Below are 16,315 nucleotides of genomic sequence, written 5' to 3' on the forward strand. Positions count from 1 at the left end.
AGCGCGGCTAGACTATCGGGCTGCCGTCTCACTTGGGTGCCCGATGAACCTTCGCATAATCCTGATTCTGGGTGCCTTGAGCGCCTTCGCGCCGTTGGCGATCGACTTTTACCTGCCCGGCTTCCCGGCCATGGCCAAGGCTTTCGCGACCGATGAAAAACACATCCAGCTGACCCTGGCGGTGTATTTCGCTGGCCTGGCCATCGGCCAATTGATCTACGGCCCACTGGCTGATCGCTTTGGTCGACGCGGCCCGCTGCTCAGTGGGGTCACGCTGTTTACTCTGGCTTCATTTGCCTGCGCCTTTGCGCCGACCCTGGAGTGGCTGATCGCTGCGCGTTTTGTGCAAGCCCTCGGTGGCTGCGCCGGCATGGTGATTTCCCGTGCGGTGGTCAGCGACAAATGCGACGCGGTCGGCTCGGCCAAGGTGTTTTCCCAGTTGATGCTGGTCACCGGCCTGGCGCCGATCCTCGCACCGCTGGCCGGTGGTTTGATGGTGGGCATATGGGGCTGGCAGTCGATTTTCCTCGCGCTGTCGATCTTCAGCGTGATGGCGGCCATCGCCGTGGCGGTCGGGCTGCCGGAAACCTTCCCGGCCCATCAGCCGCGCCAGCCGTTATCCGGGTCACTGCGTCGTTATGCGGCGCTGTTGTCGGACCGGGTTTATCTGGGCTATGCCCTCACAGGCGGTATCTCGATTGCCGGGATGTTTGCCTACATCGCCGGTTCACCTTTCGTCTTCATCCAGCTCTACGGCGTGCCTGCCGAGCATTACGGCTGGCTGTTCGGTTCCAACGCTGCGGGCTTTATCCTGGTGGCGCAGGTCAACGCGCGGTTGCTGTCCAAGCGTGGCCCGGCGTTCCTGTTGTCGCGCAGCGTTTGGGTTTATCTGCTGGCGGCGTTGAGCTTGCTGGGTATCGCGGCGCTGCGCACTGACGCGTTGTGGCCATTGCTGGTGCCGCTGTTTATTTGCATTGCCAGCCTGGGCTGCATTTTGCCGAATACCTCGGCTTGTGCCATGAGCGGGCAAGGTGCAAGGGCGGGTAGCGCTTCGGCGTTGCTCGGTTGCATTCAGTTTGGCGTGGCGGCGGGGGCGGCGTCGTTGGTCGGGGTTTTGCACGACGGCACGGCGATGCCGATGGCGATGGTCATCAGCCTGTGCGGTGTGTTGGCGGTGACGATTGCGATGTCGACCCAGCGCCTGCAACGCAAACGGGCCTTGCAGGCGCAGGTCTGAACAGCGGATCAGCCAGCAGCGGAGCGTTGCTGGCTGTTCGGAAAACGGTGAGGGGCCTGGATACGGGCTTGCAGGGTGTCGGCAAAGGCACGGGCCTCGGCCTCGGTGCGGAAGGTGAAGGCGTCCTGGTCGAGACGGACTTGCCATTTATTGCCTGCGGATTTTGCTAACGCTTTTATCAGGATTTTCATTGCTGACTTCCTCACGTAAAAGAATCGTGGCAAAGGCGGCCAATATAAACCCGAATACGCTCACAAAGATGACAAAGATCAACTCTCTGACTAGCGGTGTCGTCCATTACCCACATGAATAATGGACGAGCCTGACAGCTATTTTTTAGAAGCCTTCCAGCACGATCTTGCCCTTGGCCTTGCCACTTTCCAGCAGCGCGTGGGCACGGCGCAGGTTTGCCGCATTGATCACACCGAAGTGCTCACCCACCGTGGTTTTCAGGGTGCCGGCGTCGATCAGTTCGGCCACGCGATTGAGCAGGTTGTGCTGTTCGATCATGTCCGGGGTCTCGAACATCGAGCGCGTGTACATGAACTCCCAATGCAGCGACAGGCTCTTGCGCTTGAGTTTGCTGACGTCCAGCGCCTTGGGGTCGTCGATCAGCGCCAGCTTGCCTTGGGGTTGCAGGGCTTCCACCAGTTGGTCCAGATGGTGATCGGTCTGGGTCAGGCTGGCGACGTGGGTCACTTGCGGGTGGCCGGCAGCTTTCAGCGCTTCGCTCAGCGGTTGGCTGTGGTCGATCACCAGGTCGGCGCCGAGGGCTTTGGCCCACTCCTGGGTTTCCGGACGCGAGGCGGTGCCGATCACTTTCAAGGCGGTGAGCTGGCTGGCTAGTTGAGTCAGGATCGAGCCCACGCCACCGGCGGCACCGACGATCAGCAGGCTCTGGCCTTCGTCTTGTGTACCTTCCTGCACTTGCAGGCGTTCGAACAGCAATTCCCAGGCGGTGATGGCGGTCAGCGGCAACGCGGCGGCGTCGGCAAAACCCAGGCTTTTCGGCATATGCCCGACGATGCGCTCATCCACGGTGTGCAATTCGCTGTTGCCGCCTGGACGCACCAGGGAGCCGGCGTAGAACACCTTGTCACCGGCCTTGAACAGCGTTACGTCGCTGCCGACGGCCTTGACCACACCGGCCACGTCCCAGCCGAGTACCTTGGCGGCGCCATTTTCCGGGGCGACGTTCTGGCGCACCTTGGTGTCCACCGGGTTGACCGAGATGGCTTTGACTTCCACCAGCAAGTCACGCGGGCCGGCGACAGGCGCGGGTAGTTCGATGTCTTGCAGGGCGTTTGGATCGTTGATCGGCAGTGAGGCGTAGTAGGCAATGGCTTTCATGATGGCTCCAGAAAAGGGGGGATCAGGCGAGGAATTTCAGGCGCTTGAGCTCGAAGTGTTCGAGCACATCCGCGGCCTTGGCGCGAAAGCTCTGGATGTGCGCGCTCTGGTCGTGGTCGGCCAGCGCCGCGTCGTCGCTCCAGCGTTCGAGCATGTAGAAGGTTTCGGGGTGTTGCAGATCCTGGTGCAGGTCGTACTGCTCGCAACCGGCTTCCAGGCGCGTGGGCTCCAACAGGCCGCGCAGCAAGGTTTCCAGGGTGGCCTGTTGGCCGGGTTTGGCGATCAGCGTGGCAATGACGTTAAAGGCGGTGGACATATTCAACTCCAGACACGTGATGAACGGGATGCACAGATGATTGGCTATTTCCCGCGCAGATAAAACCCGCTAAAACTGCAGTCTGTTTCAACAAAATTTTGATAATGAGCGGAAGAGCATGCTGCGTTTTGATGATTTGCAGTTGTTTGTGCGTGCGGCAGACCTGGGTAGCTTGTCCGCAGCAGCCAGGGTAATGGACCTGTCGCCTGCGGTGGCGAGTGCGGCGCTCAAGCGCATCGAACAGCAACTGGGCACACGCTTGCTGGCGCGTTCCACTCGCAGCCTGCGCCTGACCGCCGAAGGCGAGGGCTTCCTGGAGTATGCCCGGGCGGCCTTAAGCTCGCTGGATGAAGGGCGACGCTTATTGGCCAGCGGGCAGGACCATGTCAGTGGTGTGCTGCAGTTGTCGGCCCCGTCGGATTTCGGGCGCAATCAGCTGTTGCCGTGGTTGGATGAGTTCCAGCGTGATTACCCGCAACTCACCGTGCGGCTGTTGCTGGGCGATCGGATTGCCGATCTGTTCCGCCAGCCGGTGGATATTGCCCTGCGCTATGGTGAGCCTGAAGACTCCAGCCTGATTGCGCTGCCCATCGCCCCGGACAACGTGCGTGTGCTGTGTGCGTCTCCCAGCTACCTCGCACGTTATGGCGAGCCTCGGCACTTGGAGCAACTGGCCCAGCACAATTGCCTGCTGTATATGCTCGGCAGCCGCGTCCACGACCACTGGAGCTTTCACGACGGTAAACGTGAAATCAGCCTGACCGTCACCGGTGACCGCTTCAGTGACGATGCCGATGTGGTGCGGCGCTGGGCGGTGGCGGGCGTGGGCATTGCCTACAAGTCCTGGCTGGATGTGAGTACCGACGTGCTGGCCGGGCGCTTGCGCCTTATCCTGCCGGAGCTGCGTGGCGAGCGCACGCCGCTCAATCTGCTGTGTGCCCACCGCGCTCAACTGAGCAAACCCATTAACTTGTTGCGGGAAATGCTCGTGTCCCGTTGTGCGACATTGACCGGCCAGCTGCCAGAGCGATCCGGCACCACGTAAAGGACTCCATCAAAGCAGGAAATTTCACTCAGATCCTGTCCCTCTCTACGCTGTCAGACGCCATGGAACCGGCGGTTTGCGCCCCTATACTTTGGTGCCAACCTCAGCAGAAAAATAAATCGACAGGGAGTGAAAAGATGGAAGCTGCACCTTGCATCAGTCAGATCGCCAGCTTGCTCGCCGAGCCCAAACGTACTGCCATGCTGTGGGCCTTGATGGATGGCTCGGCCAAGTCGCCCGTCGAGTTGGCGACGCTTGCCGGCTTGTCACCGACCTCCGCCAACGCGCATCTGGCGCGAATGACGGCCAGTGGTGTATTGCGGGTGGAAGCCCGGCGTGGCAAGCGCTTGTTCCGTGTCGCGGCACCTGATGTCAGCGCGGCCATCGATGCCTTGGCCAGGACCACCATGGCCTGCGCTGCACGCCGTGCACCGGATGCTCTGCCTCCGGCCCTGGTGGCTCCCGCATTGTTACGCCATGCACGCCTGTGCCATGGCCACCTCGGCGGGGAATTGGGCGCGCAGTTATACCAGCACCTGCTGGAAGCGGATTGGATCGAACGTCATGAGCACCGCACCGATATCACGGTCAAGGGCGCGCAGCACCTGGCAGGCCTGGGTATTTTTACCCAAGCCCTGGCGTCGCCGCTGGTATGCAATTGTTTCGACTGGAGCCAGCACCAACCTCATCTGGGGGGGGCGCTGGGGGCGGGGTTGTTGCAACTGTTTCTGCAGTCAAACTGGATCAGTGTGATCAATGAGTCCCACGCGTTACGGGTCAACGCCGTAGGGCACAGGGAAATCACCCGATTGGCCATGTCTGTGTGACATAGCCAATCGCTTTTACTCAGTCATGGCTTTACGAGGCGCGCATCCAGGCTGTTCTGCGCCAGGCGTTTGGCCTGATCCTGGGTCATGCCCAGCGAGGTGTACAGCGCGTGGAAGTTCTCGGTGACATAACCGCCGAAGTAGGCCGGGTCATCCGAGTTCACCGTCACCTTCACGCCACGCTCCAGCATGTCGAGGATGTTGTGCTGGGCCATGTCGTCGAACACGCACAGCTTGGTGTTGGACAGTGGGCAGACGGTCAGCGGGATCTGCTCGTCGATGATGCGCTGCATCAGACGCTCGTCTTCGATGGCGCGCACGCCATGGTCGATACGCTGGATTTTCAGCAGGTCGATGGCTTCCCAGATGTACTCGGGCGGGCCTTCTTCGCCGGCGTGGGCCACGGTAAGGAAGCCTTCGTGGCGGGCACGGTCGAACACGCGCTGGAACTTGCTTGGCGGGTGACCCATTTCCGAGCTGTCCAGGCCCACGGCCACGAATGCGTCACGGAACGGCAAGGCCTGGTCCAGGGTTTTCTCGGCTTCGGCTTCGCTCAGGTGACGCAGGAAGCTGAGGATCAAGCCGCTGGTGATACCCAGTTGATGCTCGCCATCTTTCAACGCGGCGGCGATGCCGTTAAGCACCACTTCGAACGGGATGCCACGGTCGGTGTGGGTCTGCGGGTCGAAGAAGGGTTCGGTGTGGATCACGTTCTGTTCTTTGCAGCGCAGCAGGTAGGCCCAGGTCAGGTCGTAGAAATCCTGGGAGGTACGCAGCACATCGGCGCCCTTGTAATACAGGTCGAGAAACTCTTGCAGGTTGTTGAAGGCATAAGCCTTGCGCAGGGTTTCGACGTCGTTCCACGGCAGCGCAATCTTGTTGCGCTCGGCCAGGGCGAACAGCAGTTCAGGCTCCAGCGAGCCTTCCAGGTGCAGGTGCAGTTCAGCCTTGGGCAGGGCGTTGAGCCAATCGTACATTTTCTAAATTCTCATCAGGTGCAATGGCGGCATTCTACAGGCCATGGCCGAAATAATCGGCAAAACCTGACCAGCAGGATTGTTTTCGTTGCACTCGCGCAAGGGCCACGTGAACTAAGGTGTAACGAAACGTTAGCGGCGTGACGCAGTCTGTACCCCATCAATGACTGATTTGCCGCACTAAAAGGCCCGGAATGCTCACATCCCTCAAGCAAGAAAAATTCATGCTGCTGGCGCTGATTGCCGCCATCGCCGCCTACCCGTTGGAGCACTGGATGCTGCACAACGGGCAGATCACGGCGTTGCTGGCCGGCGTGGTGCTGATCGGCTTTATCGTGGTGGCGTCGATGCGCGTGGCGCACCATGCCGAGCAACTCGCGGAAAAAGTCGGTGACCCCTACGGCACCATGATCCTCACCCTGGCCGCCGTGCTGGTGGAAGTGGTGATCCTGGCGATCATGATGAGCAACGAGCCGTCGCCCACCTTGGTACGGGATACCATTTATTCGGCAGTCATGCTCGATATCAACGGTATCCTCGGCCTGGCCGCGCTGATGGGCGGCATCAAGCATGGCGAACAGTCCTACAACGATGATTCGGCCCGCACCTACAGCGTGATGATCCTCACCGCCATGGGCGTGTCGATGGTGGTGCCGGAGTTCATCCCCGAAGCGGACTGGAAAATCTACTCGGCCTTTACCATTGGCGCGATGGTGGTGTTGTACACCCTGTTCCTGCGTATGCAGGTGGGGCCGCACAGTTACTTTTTCAGCTACAGCTACCCGGAAAAACGCCGTAAGAAGTTGCCGGAAGAACAGGAGGCGCCGCCGGTCAACCTGGCATTTTCCATCGGCACCCTGGTGTTTGGGGTGGTTGTGATCGGCGCGCTGGCCGAGGTGATGTCCAAGACCCTGGATCTTGGCCTGGAAGGTACGGGAGCGCCGCCGGTGATCACGGCGATTGTGGTCGCGGCGATTTCGGCTGCGCCGGAGATTTTGACGGCATTGCGCGCCGCGTTGGCCAACCGCATGCAGTCGGTGGTGAATATCGCGTTGGGCGCTTCGCTGTCGACGGTGATCCTGACGGTGCCGGTGATGGAGGCGATGGCGCTCTACACCGGTCAGCCGTTCCAGATGGCAATGACCCCGGTACAGACCGTGATGGTGTTTATCACGCTGATTGTCAGCGCGATCAACCTCAACGATGGCGAAACCAACGCCATCGAAGGGATGACCCATTTTGTGCTGTTTGCGACCTTTATCATGCTGTCGCTGTTGGGGTTGTAGTCAGCCGGCGATCAACTGCCGCGCGGCCTGGGTGTGATCGGCGATCAAGCCCTTGAGGTCCAGGCCTTCGACCTGGCCGTCGATCACGCGCCATTTGCCTGCAATCATTACCCGGTCCGCACGATCGGCGCCGCACAACAGCAGCGCCGAGATAGGGTCGTGGCTGCCGGAGAAGCGCAATTCATCGAGCTTGAACAGTGCCAGGTCTGCCTGTTTTCCGACGGCCAATTCACCGATATCCGTACGGCCCAACAACTGTGCCGAGCCTTTGGTCGCCCAGCCCAGCACGCCTTGCGGGGTGATCTTTTCCGCGCCGTAACGCAGTCGCTGGATATACAAAGCCTGGCGCGCTTCAAGGATCATGTTCGACGCATCGTTGGACGCGGAACCGTCCACGCCCAGGCCGACAGGTGCGCCGGCGGCGAGTAGGTCCAGGGTCGGGCAGATGCCGGATGCCAGGCGCATGTTCGAGCTTGGGCAATGGCAGATGCCGGTGCCTGCAGCGCCCAGGCGTGCAATTTCATCCGGGTTGAAGTGAATGCCATGGGCCAGCCAGGTGCGCGGGCCGAGCCAGCCGACGCTATCCAGGTAGTCCACGGTGCGCAAGCCGAAGCGCTGCAGGCAGAAGTCTTCTTCGTCGAGGGTTTCGGCCAGGTGGGTGTGCAGGCGTACGTCCAGGCGGTTGGCCAGTTCGGCGCTGGCTTCCATGATTTCCGGGGTCACGGAAAACGGTGAGCAAGGAGCCAGGGCGATCTGGATTTGCGCGCCGTCACCACGCTCATGATATTCGTGGATCAGGCGTTGGCTGTCTTCAAGGATAACCTGGCCCTGTTGCACGGTCTGTTGCGGTGGCAGGCCGCCGTCGGCTTCGCCCAGGCTCATGGAGCCACGGGTGAGCATCGCGCGCATGCCCAACTCGCGGACGCTTTCAACCTGCACATCGATGGCGTTTTCCAGGCCGTCGGGGAACAGGTAGTGATGGTCCGCCGCCGTGGTGCAGCCCGAGAGCAGCAATTCGGCCAATGCGACTTTGCTGGCGAGGGCGAGTTTTTCCGGGGTGAGCCGCGCCCACACCGGATACAAGGTTTTCAACCAGGGAAACAACGGCTGATTGACCACCGGCGCCCAGGCGCGAGTCAGGGTTTGATAAAAGTGATGGTGGGTGTTGATCAGGCCGGGCAGGATCACGTGTTCGCGAGCGTCAAAGACTTGGGCGCACGGCACGGAGGGTTCTTGTCCCCAGCCCAGCAGTTCGGTGATGACACCGTCTTGCAGCACCAGGCCGCCACGGGCATCGAGGCCGTTGGCGGTGAAAATCGCGAGGGGGTTTTTTAACCAGATACGGGTCGCAGGCATTGGCCGGCTCCTCTGAATGATGGGTTCAGGTTTGCCAGCTCAGTGTTGCCCTGTCTGCTGATCCAGGGTCGCCGGTGAGGGCGAGGGGGCAGTCTACGCGCGGATCGTTACCGACGGCAATCGGTCGATAACGATCCCCTGGGTTTTACCAGGCGATGGTGTCGCCTTTGTAATCGATGAAGTGATGGCCGCCCTTGCCGGTGTAGGCGTTCACCTGGTCCACCAGGCCGCGCACGCTGGTATCGACGTCGATGTGTGCGTTTTCGCCGCCCATGTCGGTCTTCACCCAGCCTGGGTGCAGCGACAGCACGGTCAGCTTGTGATCGCCCAACTGGGTAATGAAGCTGTTGGTCATGGAATTGAGTGCCGCCTTGCTGGCTTTGTACAGCGCCAGGTCGGAGCCGTCGGGGATGGTCACGCTGCCCAGTACCGAACTCATGAACGCCAATACGCCAGTGTCCTTGCGGATCTGCCCGACAAAACGCTGGGCCAGGTTGATCGGCGCTACGGCGTTGGTGAAGAACAGCTGGCCGACTTCTGCCAAGGTGGCGTGGCCTGGCTCCTGATTGGCGGGGCCTTTGACGCCGGCGTTGACGAATAGCAGGTCGAAGGTGCGTTCCTTCAGGCGCTGGCTCAGGGCGATCACGGCTTGCTGATCATCCATGTCGAGTTTCTCGATCTTTACCGGTCCGACGGCTTTCAGGGCATCGGCCTTGCTCGGATCACGCACGGTGGCGGTCACGTCCCAACCGTCCTGGAGCAGTTGCTTGACCAGGCCAAGGCCCAGCCCACGCGAGGCGCCGATGATCAATGCGGTTTTTGGCGTAGACATGAAAAGCTTCCTTTAAGCGTCGCGGTTCAGGGATTTCAGCGTTGGAGCAGGATACGCCCACGGCTGAGGTCTGCGAGTTGAATTTGCAGGGTGTCGATATGCGCTTCGCCCAAGGCAAGCTGCAACTCGACGCCGTTGGCGGTGAAGGTTTCTTCGACCACCAACCCGCCCAGTTCTGCAACGCGCAGTTTAACCAGATTCAGCTCGGCGAAAGCGCAGGCGCAGCTCAACGGTACGCGGCTGATCAACTCGATTCGTTCGGCCGTTTGCAGGCATTTATTGGCGCCGCCGCCGTAGGCGCGGGCCAGACCGCCAGTGCCCAACTGAATGCCGCCGTACCAGCGAATTACCAGCACCGCGACCTGGTCAAAACCCTGCGCCTCGATGGCGGCCAGAATCGGTCGGCCAGCAGTGCCGCCGGGTTCGCCGTCGTCATTGCTGCGGTACTGGTCAGCGAGTTTCCAGGCCCAGCAGTTGTGCGTGGCATTCAAGTCGCTGTGCTGCTCGAAAAACGCCTGGGCGTCTTGCGCGCTGGTGATGGGCGCCGCGAGGGTGATAAAGCGGCTTTTGCGTATTTCTTCACGAAACTCGCAAAGGCCGGTGAGCGTGAAAGGCATAAGTCGCTTCGTTTAATAGGCGGGCTTGACGCCACAGCCTTTGAGAATGATGTGGATCAGGTTGGTGCCGGCGTCTTCCATGTCCTGCTTGGTCAGCTTGGTGCGCCCGGTGACGCGACAGATCTGGGTGGCGAAGTCGGCGTAGTGCTGGGTGCTGCCCCACAGCAGGAAGATCAGGTGCACCGGGTCGATGGGGTCCATCTTGCCGGCATCCATCCAGGCCTGGAACACCGCCGCGCGGCCGCTGAACCAGGCGCGGTAGTCCTGGCTGAAGTATTCGGTCAGGCATTCGCCGCCGCTGATGATCTCCATCGCGAAGATTCGCGAGGCCTGGGGTTGGCGGCGTGAGAACTCCATCTTGGTGCGGATGTAGCGCGTGAGGGCCACGGCCGGGTCATCTTCGGCGGTCAGCGCGTTGAAGGTGCTGTCCCACAGTTCGAGGATGTTGCTGAGTACCGCGATATAAAGGCCGAGCTTATTGGTGAAGTAGTAATGCAAGTTGGCCTTGGGCAGCCCGGCACTGGCAGCGATGGTGTTCATGCTGGTGCCTTTGTAGCCATGACGCGCGAACTCATCTTCAGCAGCCTGGAGAATCGCTTGTTCGTTCTTTTGCCGAATGCGGCTGGCGGGCTTACCGGCGTGGTTGCTGTGGGCAGGAACTTCGAGGCTCATGGAGGTTTCCGTGCTGATCGATAGAGACGACGTGTGCACAGATAACCCACCCTCAAGCCTCAGACAAGTCCTGATGCAATAAAACCGTCAAAGCGATTCCAGCGTGTCGCTTTCCGGTGCGTGGTTTGCGGCAGTGGAGGTTGTTTTGGCTTCGGGTAATAACAGGCACAACACAATGGCGGTCAGCCCGCCGCTGGTGATGGCGGAGTCGAACAGGTTCTGTACCAGCGTCGGCATCAGGTGCAGCAGGTTCGGTTGGGCGGCGATGCCCAGGCCGACGCCAAACGAGGTGGCGATGATCAGCATGCTGCGTCGGTCCAGCGGCGCCTGGGCGAGAATGCGTACGCCGGCGGCGGCCACGCTGCCGAACATCACCAGGGTGGCGCCGCCCAACACCGGTTTGGGGATTTGTTGCAGCACCGCGCCAATCAATGGAAACAATCCGAGGCAAAAAAGCACCACGCCTATGTATAAACCGACGTAACGGCTGGCCACGCCGGTCAGTTGGATCACGCCGTTGTTTTGCGCAAAGGTAGTGTTGGGGAAGGCGCTGAACGTGGCGGCGATCATGCAGCTCACGCCATCACCGAGTACGCCGCCCTTGAGCCGGCTTATATAAGAGGGGCCGCTGATGGGCTGGCGGGCGATCATGCAGTTGGCGGTGAGGTCGCCGACGGTTTCGATGCTGCTGATCAGATAAATCAGCGCGATCGGCAGGAAAGCGCTCCAGTCGAAGCTGAAACCGAAGCGGAACGGAATCGGCAGGCTGACCAGAGGCAGGTCGGGCAGGGCATGCGGCAGGAGCTTGCCGCTGAACCAGGCGGCCAGGCTGCCGAGGGCCAAGCCGATGATGATGGCCGAGAGGCGTACCCAAGGCGTATTGGAACGGTTGAGCAGAATGATCGTCAGTACGACGAACACGCCCAGCGCCAGGTTGGTCGGGGCGCCGAAGTCGGGGGCATTGAAGCCGCCGCCGAGGTCAGTGATACCGACCTTGATCAAGCTGATGCCGATCAGGGTGATGACAATCCCGGTCACCAGAGGCGTGATGACCCGACGCAGTTGCCCGATAAAGCGGCTCAGCACGATCTGCACCACAGCGCCGAAAAAGCACACCCCAAAGATCATCGCCATGATGTCTTCCGGGCTGCCGCCGCGTTGTTTCACCAGGAATCCGGCTGATAGCACTGCACCGAGAAACGCAAAGCTGGTGCCTTGAAGGCAGATCATCCCGGCGCCGATACCGAATGGCCTACGTGCCTGAATGAAAGTGCCTACACCGGAAACCATCAGCGCCATGCTGATCAGGTAGGGCAAGTGGGCAGTCAGCCCAAGGGTGGAACCGATGATCAGCGGCGGGGTGATGATGCCGACAAATGCAGCGAGTACATGTTGCAGTGCGGCGAGAAAAGCCGGGGCGGGTTTTGGGCGATCGTTGAGGCCGTAGATCAGGTCGCTGCTGTTGGACGCTTCTGGTGACATGGCGGGCAAACTCGAGGTCTATGTCCTCGGGCTGTTGCAAAAAGCTGTCCAACTGCTCAGCTTTCGCTTCGAAGCCGAATTAGCGGGTTGCCGCGAGACTTTCCAGGAAACTTTCCAGCACCAAATGGGGGCGACGGCCCTTGCGCGTGACCGATGCGAGGCTTAAATCGTAAAAACGTGTAGTCGGTTTCAGCGCACGCAGTCGGCCTTGCTGTACCCACAGGCTGGCGTAGTGGTCGGGCAGGTAGCCGATATAGCGGCCGGTGAGAATCAGGAACGCCATGCCTTCCCGGTCCGAAGCGCTGGCGGTGCAGTTGAGCGCCTGGTAATGGGCCTGGATCTCGGCGGGCAGGCGGAAGGTCGGGGCGATCGCGTCTTGGGCATCGATGCGTGCGTCGTCCAACTGCTTGTTGTCGGCGTAAAACAGCGGGTGACCCACCGCGCAGTAGAGCAATGAACGCTCACTGTACAGCGGCTGATATTCCAACCCCGACAAGGCGCTGGCCTGGGGCACTACGCCGACATGCAGGCGGCCGTCGAGTACGCCTTGTTCGACTTCGTTGGGGGCGATCATGCGGATCTGGATCTGCACATCCGGACCACGTTCCTTCAACTGCGCAAGTGCGTGAGTGATGCGCATGTGGGGCAGGGTGACGAGGTTGTCGGTGAGGCCGATGATCAACTCGCCGCGCAAGTGCTGGTGCAAACCGTTGACCTCGGTGCGGAAACTTTCCAGGGCGCTCAATAATTGCAGTGCGGATTGGTAGACCTCGCGGCCCTCTTCGGTCAGCGAGAAGCCGGCGCGGCCGCGTTGGCACAGTCTTAATCCGAGCCGTTGTTCAAGATCGCTCATTTGCTGGCTGATCGCCGAGCGCCCGATGCCCAGCACGGTTTCCGCCGCCGAGAAGCCGCCGCATTCGACCACGCTGCGAAAGATGCGCAGCAGGCGGATATCGAAGTCGCTGACTTGGGCCAGGGGATCGGGTCGACGGCTGCTCATAGTTTAGTGAAGGCCTGACTGAAGGTTAGAAGAGTTGAATTTCACCGACTTTATCGCCGTGGCAATTTAGCTGCAACAACGCTTTTCAATCCCGACGCTGCCTTTTGCCCTGCGAGGTTTTGCTGATGAACATGCCCGAAAACGCCCCATCGTCCCTGGCCAGCCAATTGAAGCTGGACGCGCACTGGATGCCGTACACCGCCAACCGTAACTTCCAGCGCGACCCGCGCCTGATCGTGGCGGCCGAAGGTAGCTGGTTGACCGATGACAAGGGACGCAAGGTGTACGACTCATTGTCGGGCCTGTGGACCTGTGGCGCAGGGCATACCCGTAAGGAAATCCAGGAAGCGGTGGCCAAGCAACTGGGCACTCTGGACTACTCGCCGGGCTTCCAATACGGTCATCCGTTGTCCTTCCAACTGGCGGAAAAGATCACCGACCTGACCCCTGGCAACCTGAACCATGTGTTCTTCACCGACTCCGGCTCCGAGTGCGCCGATACGGCGGTGAAGATGGTGCGTGCCTACTGGCGTCTGAAAGGCCAGGCCACCAAGACCAAAATGATCGGGCGCGCTCGCGGTTATCACGGTGTGAACATCGCCGGCACCAGCCTGGGCGGCGTTAACGGCAACCGTAAGATGTTTGGTCAGGCGATGATGGACGTTGACCATCTGCCGCACACCTTGCTGGCGAGCAATGCCTTCTCTCGTGGCATGCCGGAGCAGGGCGGTATCGCGCTGGCCGATGAGCTGCTCAAGCTGATCGAGCTGCATGACGCGTCGAACATCGCCGCAGTATTTGTCGAACCAATGGCCGGCTCTGCGGGCGTGCTGGTGCCGCCTCAGGGTTACCTCAAGCGTCTGCGTGAGATCTGCGATCAGCACAACATCCTATTGGTGTTCGACGAAGTGATCACCGGTTTCGGCCGTACCGGCTCGATGTTCGGTGCCGACAGTTTCGGCGTGACCCCAGACCTGATGTGTATCGCCAAGCAAGTCACCAACGGCGCGATCCCGATGGGCGCGGTGATTGCCAGCAGCGAGATCTATCAGACCTTCATGAACCAGGCGACGCCGGAGTACGCGGTGGAATTCCCCCACGGCTACACCTACTCGGCGCACCCGGTCGCTTGCGCGGCGGGCTTGGCGGCATTGGACCTGTTGCAGAAGGAAAACCTGGTGCAGAGCGTCGCCGAAGTCGCACCGCACTTTGAGAATGCGCTGCATGGCCTGAAGGGCAGCAAGAACGTGATCGATATCCGCAACTATGGCCTGGCCGGCGCGATCCAGATTGCCCCGCGTGACGGTGATGCGATCGTGCGTCCATTCGAGGCCGGCATGGCCTTGTGGAAAGCCGGTTTCTACGTGCGTTTTGGCGGTGACACCCTGCAGTTCGGGCCAACCTTCAACAGCAAGCCGCAGGACCTGGATCGGCTGTTCGATGCGGTCGGCGAAGTGCTGAACAAGATCGACTGATTTCTCCTTCTATATAGAACAATTTTTCAGGAGCCCTGCATGAGCCTTATCCAGCATTTGATCAACGGTGAGTTGGTCAACGACAGCGGTCGCAGCGCCGACGTGTATAACCCGTCCACCGGCCAGGTGATCCACCAGGTGCCGTTGGCCAGCCGCGAAACGATTCAACAGGCGATCGACTCGGCCAAGGCGGCGTTCCCGGCCTGGCGTAATACACCAGCGGCCAAGCGTGCCCATGTGATGTTTCGTTTCAAGCAATTGCTGGAGCAGAACGAAGCGCGTATCTCGCAGTTGATCAGCGAAGAGCATGGCAAGACCCTGGAAGATGCTGCGGGTGAATTGAAACGCGGGATCGAAAACGTGGAGTACGCGTGCTCGGCGCCAGAGATTCTGAAGGGCGAGTACAGCCGTAACGTAGGGCCGAACATTGATGCATGGTCGGATTTCCAACCGCTGGGTGTAGTCGCTGGTATTACGCCGTTCAACTTCCCGGCGATGGTGCCGTTGTGGATGTATCCGCTGGCGATTGTCTGCGGTAACTGTTTCATCCTGAAACCATCGGAGCGTGATCCAAGTTCCACGCTGTTGATCGCGCAGCTGTTGCAGGAAGCCGGTTTGCCCAAAGGCGTATTGAGTGTGGTGCATGGCGACAAGGGCGCGGTGGATGCGCTGATCGAAGCGCCGGAAGTGAAGGCGCTGAGCTTTGTTGGCTCGACGCCGATTGCCGAGTACATCTATTCGGAAGCCACCAAGCGTGGCAAACGCGTGCAGGCGCTGGGTGGTGCGAAGAACCATGCGGTGCTGATGCCGGACGCGGACCTGGATAACGCGGTCAGTGCCTTGATGGGCGCGGCGTATGGTTCTTGCGGTGAGCGTTGCATGGCGATCTCGGTGGCCGTATGCGTGGGTGACCAGGTAGCGGATGCGTTGATTGCCAAGCTGGTGCCACAGGTCAAGGCACTGAAAATTGGTGCGGGTACGTCCTGCGGTCTCGATATGGGGCCACTGGTTACCGGCCAGGCGCGTGACAAAGTCAGTGGTTATATAGAAGACGGCGTGGCAGCGGGGGCCAAACTGGTGGTTGATGGTCGTGGCTTGAGTATTGCCGGGCATGAAGAGGGCTTCTTCCTTGGTGGCAGCCTGTTCGACCGTGTGACGCCAGAGATGCGCATCTATAAGGAAGAGATCTTTGGGCCAGTGCTGTGCGTGGTCCGGGTGAATAGCCTGGAAGCGGCGATGCAGCTGATCAACGATCACGAATATGGCAACGGCACCTGTATCTTTACCCGTGATGGTGAAGCGGCGCGTCTGTTCTGTGACGAGATTGAAGTGGGCATGGTGGGCGTTAACGTTCCGCTGCCGGTGCCGGTGGCGTATCACAGCTTTGGTGGCTGGAAGCGCTCGTTGTTTGGTGACCTGCATGCGTATGGGCCGGATGGGGTACGTTTCTATACCCGTCGCAAGGCGATTACCCAGCGTTGGCCGCAGCGGGCCAGCCATGAAGCGTCGCAGTTTGCTTTCCCCAGCTTGTAATGTGGGCTGAAAGCCGGCCCCTTGGGGCCGGCTTTCGCGTTTTTGGGGCTTTTCTGACTTATTATGACAGAAATATGAAGAAAGGCATTGACGGCAGATTCCAGATGTCTATAATTCGCCCCACTTCCGGCGCAGTCGAAACGGAAAACTCCTTGGTAAACAATGAGTTATGTAGGTTTCGGCAGCAGGTCGCTTCAGTTCATCGAAGCCAAAAGGAAGTTGAAAAAGAGGTGTTGACAGCAGCGTGTAACGCTGTAGAATTCGCCTCCCGCTGACGAGAGATCGGAAGCGCAAGTGGTTGAAGTTGTTG

At 60.3% G+C, this 16,315-nt stretch carries 16 protein-coding genes; 6 read left to right on the forward strand and 10 right to left on the reverse strand.

Going from position 1 to position 16,315, the window contains the following annotated elements; translation table 11 throughout:
- The first annotated feature begins 43 nt into the window (after positions 1–43).
- Positions 44–1,237: a Bcr/CflA family multidrug efflux MFS transporter gene (locus tag ACP7EW_RS21645; RefSeq protein WP_038845817.1), complete on the forward strand. Its 1,194-nt coding sequence runs from the start codon at positions 44–46 to the stop codon at positions 1,235–1,237.
- Positions 1,238–1,245: 8 nt separating this feature from the next.
- Here ACP7EW_RS21645 and ACP7EW_RS21650 read toward each other — a convergent pair whose 3' ends face one another.
- From ACP7EW_RS21650 to ACP7EW_RS21660, 3 genes are all read right to left on the reverse strand, one after another.
- Positions 1,246–1,428 (reverse strand): hypothetical protein, encoded by a 183-nt coding sequence (locus ACP7EW_RS21650; RefSeq protein WP_010213424.1) that lies wholly within the window; start codon positions 1,426–1,428, stop codon positions 1,246–1,248.
- A 145-nt stretch (positions 1,429–1,573) separates the two neighbouring features.
- Positions 1,574–2,587 (reverse strand): zinc-binding alcohol dehydrogenase family protein, encoded by a 1,014-nt coding sequence (locus tag ACP7EW_RS21655; RefSeq protein WP_426219560.1) that lies wholly within the window; start codon positions 2,585–2,587, stop codon positions 1,574–1,576.
- A gap of 22 nt (positions 2,588–2,609) precedes the next feature.
- A complete protein-coding gene (locus ACP7EW_RS21660) occupies positions 2,610–2,903 on the reverse strand; it encodes a putative quinol monooxygenase (RefSeq protein WP_016977041.1) in 294 nt (97 codons plus the stop codon).
- 118 nt (positions 2,904–3,021) lie between these two features.
- Here ACP7EW_RS21660 and ACP7EW_RS21665 point away from each other — a divergent pair, with 118 nt between their 5' ends.
- Both ACP7EW_RS21665 and ACP7EW_RS21670 read left to right on the forward strand, forming a co-directional pair.
- The gene (locus tag ACP7EW_RS21665) at positions 3,022–3,948 is read left to right on the forward strand and encodes a LysR family transcriptional regulator (RefSeq protein ID WP_033897308.1); all 927 of its coding nucleotides are present in this window, start codon (positions 3,022–3,024) and stop codon (positions 3,946–3,948) included.
- A gap of 137 nt (positions 3,949–4,085) precedes the next feature.
- On the forward strand, positions 4,086–4,775 hold the full coding sequence (locus ACP7EW_RS21670) for an ArsR/SmtB family transcription factor (protein ID WP_269132766.1): 690 nt from the start codon (positions 4,086–4,088) through the stop codon (positions 4,773–4,775).
- Positions 4,776–4,798: 23 nt separating this feature from the next.
- On the opposite strand, the gene ACP7EW_RS21675 is transcribed toward ACP7EW_RS21670, so the two are convergent.
- The gene (locus ACP7EW_RS21675) at positions 4,799–5,752 is read right to left on the reverse strand and encodes an adenosine deaminase (RefSeq protein ID WP_426219563.1); all 954 of its coding nucleotides are present in this window, start codon (positions 5,750–5,752) and stop codon (positions 4,799–4,801) included.
- Between the two features lie 194 nt (positions 5,753–5,946).
- On the opposite strand from ACP7EW_RS21675, the gene ACP7EW_RS21680 reads away from it, so the two are divergent.
- Entirely contained in the window at positions 5,947–7,038 is a 1,092-nt protein-coding gene (locus ACP7EW_RS21680; protein ID WP_426219565.1) for a calcium:proton antiporter, read from the forward strand.
- Here ACP7EW_RS21680 and ACP7EW_RS21685 read toward each other — a convergent pair whose 3' ends face one another.
- The 6 genes from ACP7EW_RS21685 to ACP7EW_RS21710 form a co-directional block, all read right to left on the reverse strand.
- Positions 7,039–8,394: an 8-oxoguanine deaminase gene (locus ACP7EW_RS21685; RefSeq protein ID WP_426219567.1), complete on the reverse strand. Its 1,356-nt coding sequence runs from the start codon at positions 8,392–8,394 to the stop codon at positions 7,039–7,041.
- A gap of 145 nt (positions 8,395–8,539) precedes the next feature.
- Positions 8,540–9,226, reverse strand: coding sequence for an SDR family oxidoreductase (locus ACP7EW_RS21690; RefSeq protein WP_426219569.1), 687 nt, complete (start codon positions 9,224–9,226; stop codon positions 8,540–8,542).
- A gap of 35 nt (positions 9,227–9,261) precedes the next feature.
- Positions 9,262–9,843 carry an IMPACT family protein gene (locus tag ACP7EW_RS21695; RefSeq protein ID WP_033897304.1) on the reverse strand — a complete coding sequence of 194 codons (582 nt, stop codon included), beginning with the start codon at positions 9,841–9,843 and terminating at the stop codon, positions 9,262–9,264.
- Positions 9,844–9,855: 12 nt separating this feature from the next.
- The gene (locus ACP7EW_RS21700; RefSeq protein WP_033897303.1) at positions 9,856–10,515 is read right to left on the reverse strand and encodes a TetR/AcrR family transcriptional regulator; all 660 of its coding nucleotides are present in this window, start codon (positions 10,513–10,515) and stop codon (positions 9,856–9,858) included.
- Positions 10,516–10,602: 87 nt separating this feature from the next.
- Complete coding sequence (locus ACP7EW_RS21705; protein ID WP_426219571.1) at positions 10,603–11,997, reverse strand: uracil-xanthine permease family protein; 1,395 nt, start codon at positions 11,995–11,997, stop codon at positions 10,603–10,605.
- Positions 11,998–12,076: 79 nt separating this feature from the next.
- A complete protein-coding gene (locus tag ACP7EW_RS21710; protein ID WP_016977051.1) occupies positions 12,077–12,997 on the reverse strand; it encodes a LysR family transcriptional regulator in 921 nt (306 codons plus the stop codon).
- A 125-nt stretch (positions 12,998–13,122) separates the two neighbouring features.
- Here ACP7EW_RS21710 and ACP7EW_RS21715 point away from each other — a divergent pair, with 125 nt between their 5' ends.
- Together ACP7EW_RS21715 and ACP7EW_RS21720 are read left to right on the forward strand one after the other, a co-directional pair.
- On the forward strand, positions 13,123–14,472 hold the full coding sequence (locus tag ACP7EW_RS21715; protein ID WP_027607942.1) for an aspartate aminotransferase family protein: 1,350 nt from the start codon (positions 13,123–13,125) through the stop codon (positions 14,470–14,472).
- Between the two features lie 39 nt (positions 14,473–14,511).
- Complete coding sequence (locus tag ACP7EW_RS21720) at positions 14,512–16,005, forward strand: CoA-acylating methylmalonate-semialdehyde dehydrogenase (protein WP_426219573.1); 1,494 nt, start codon at positions 14,512–14,514, stop codon at positions 16,003–16,005.
- Positions 16,006–16,315 lie beyond the last annotated feature (310 nt).

The organism is Pseudomonas sp. DWRC2-2 (assembly GCF_049897885.1).
In the GTDB taxonomy this organism is placed as follows: domain Bacteria; phylum Pseudomonadota; class Gammaproteobacteria; order Pseudomonadales; family Pseudomonadaceae; genus Aquipseudomonas; species Aquipseudomonas azotoformans_A.

Coding starts and splice junctions, on each gene's coding strand:
- ACP7EW_RS21645 (WP_038845817.1), top strand. CDS start 44: ATGAACCTTCGCATAATCCTGATTCTGGGTGCCTTGAGCGCCTTCGCG.
- ACP7EW_RS21695 (WP_033897304.1), bottom strand. CDS start 9,843: ATGCCTTTCACGCTCACCGGCCTTTGCGAGTTTCGTGAAGAAATACGC.
- ACP7EW_RS21650 (WP_010213424.1), bottom strand. CDS start 1,428: ATGAAAATCCTGATAAAAGCGTTAGCAAAATCCGCAGGCAATAAATGG.
- ACP7EW_RS21685 (WP_426219567.1), bottom strand. CDS start 8,394: ATGCCTGCGACCCGTATCTGGTTAAAAAACCCCCTCGCGATTTTCACC.
- ACP7EW_RS21700 (WP_033897303.1), bottom strand. CDS start 10,515: ATGAGCCTCGAAGTTCCTGCCCACAGCAACCACGCCGGTAAGCCCGCC.
- ACP7EW_RS21715 (WP_027607942.1), top strand. CDS start 13,123: ATGAACATGCCCGAAAACGCCCCATCGTCCCTGGCCAGCCAATTGAAG.
- ACP7EW_RS21690 (WP_426219569.1), bottom strand. CDS start 9,226: ATGTCTACGCCAAAAACCGCATTGATCATCGGCGCCTCGCGTGGGCTG.
- ACP7EW_RS21670 (WP_269132766.1), top strand. CDS start 4,086: ATGGAAGCTGCACCTTGCATCAGTCAGATCGCCAGCTTGCTCGCCGAG.
- ACP7EW_RS21710 (WP_016977051.1), bottom strand. CDS start 12,997: ATGAGCAGCCGTCGACCCGATCCCCTGGCCCAAGTCAGCGACTTCGAT.
- ACP7EW_RS21720 (WP_426219573.1), top strand. CDS start 14,512: ATGAGCCTTATCCAGCATTTGATCAACGGTGAGTTGGTCAACGACAGC.
- ACP7EW_RS21665 (WP_033897308.1), top strand. CDS start 3,022: ATGCTGCGTTTTGATGATTTGCAGTTGTTTGTGCGTGCGGCAGACCTG.
- ACP7EW_RS21655 (WP_426219560.1), bottom strand. CDS start 2,587: ATGAAAGCCATTGCCTACTACGCCTCACTGCCGATCAACGATCCAAAC.
- ACP7EW_RS21680 (WP_426219565.1), top strand. CDS start 5,947: ATGCTCACATCCCTCAAGCAAGAAAAATTCATGCTGCTGGCGCTGATT.
- ACP7EW_RS21675 (WP_426219563.1), bottom strand. CDS start 5,752: ATGTACGATTGGCTCAACGCCCTGCCCAAGGCTGAACTGCACCTGCAC.
- ACP7EW_RS21660 (WP_016977041.1), bottom strand. CDS start 2,903: ATGTCCACCGCCTTTAACGTCATTGCCACGCTGATCGCCAAACCCGGC.
- ACP7EW_RS21705 (WP_426219571.1), bottom strand. CDS start 11,997: ATGTCACCAGAAGCGTCCAACAGCAGCGACCTGATCTACGGCCTCAAC.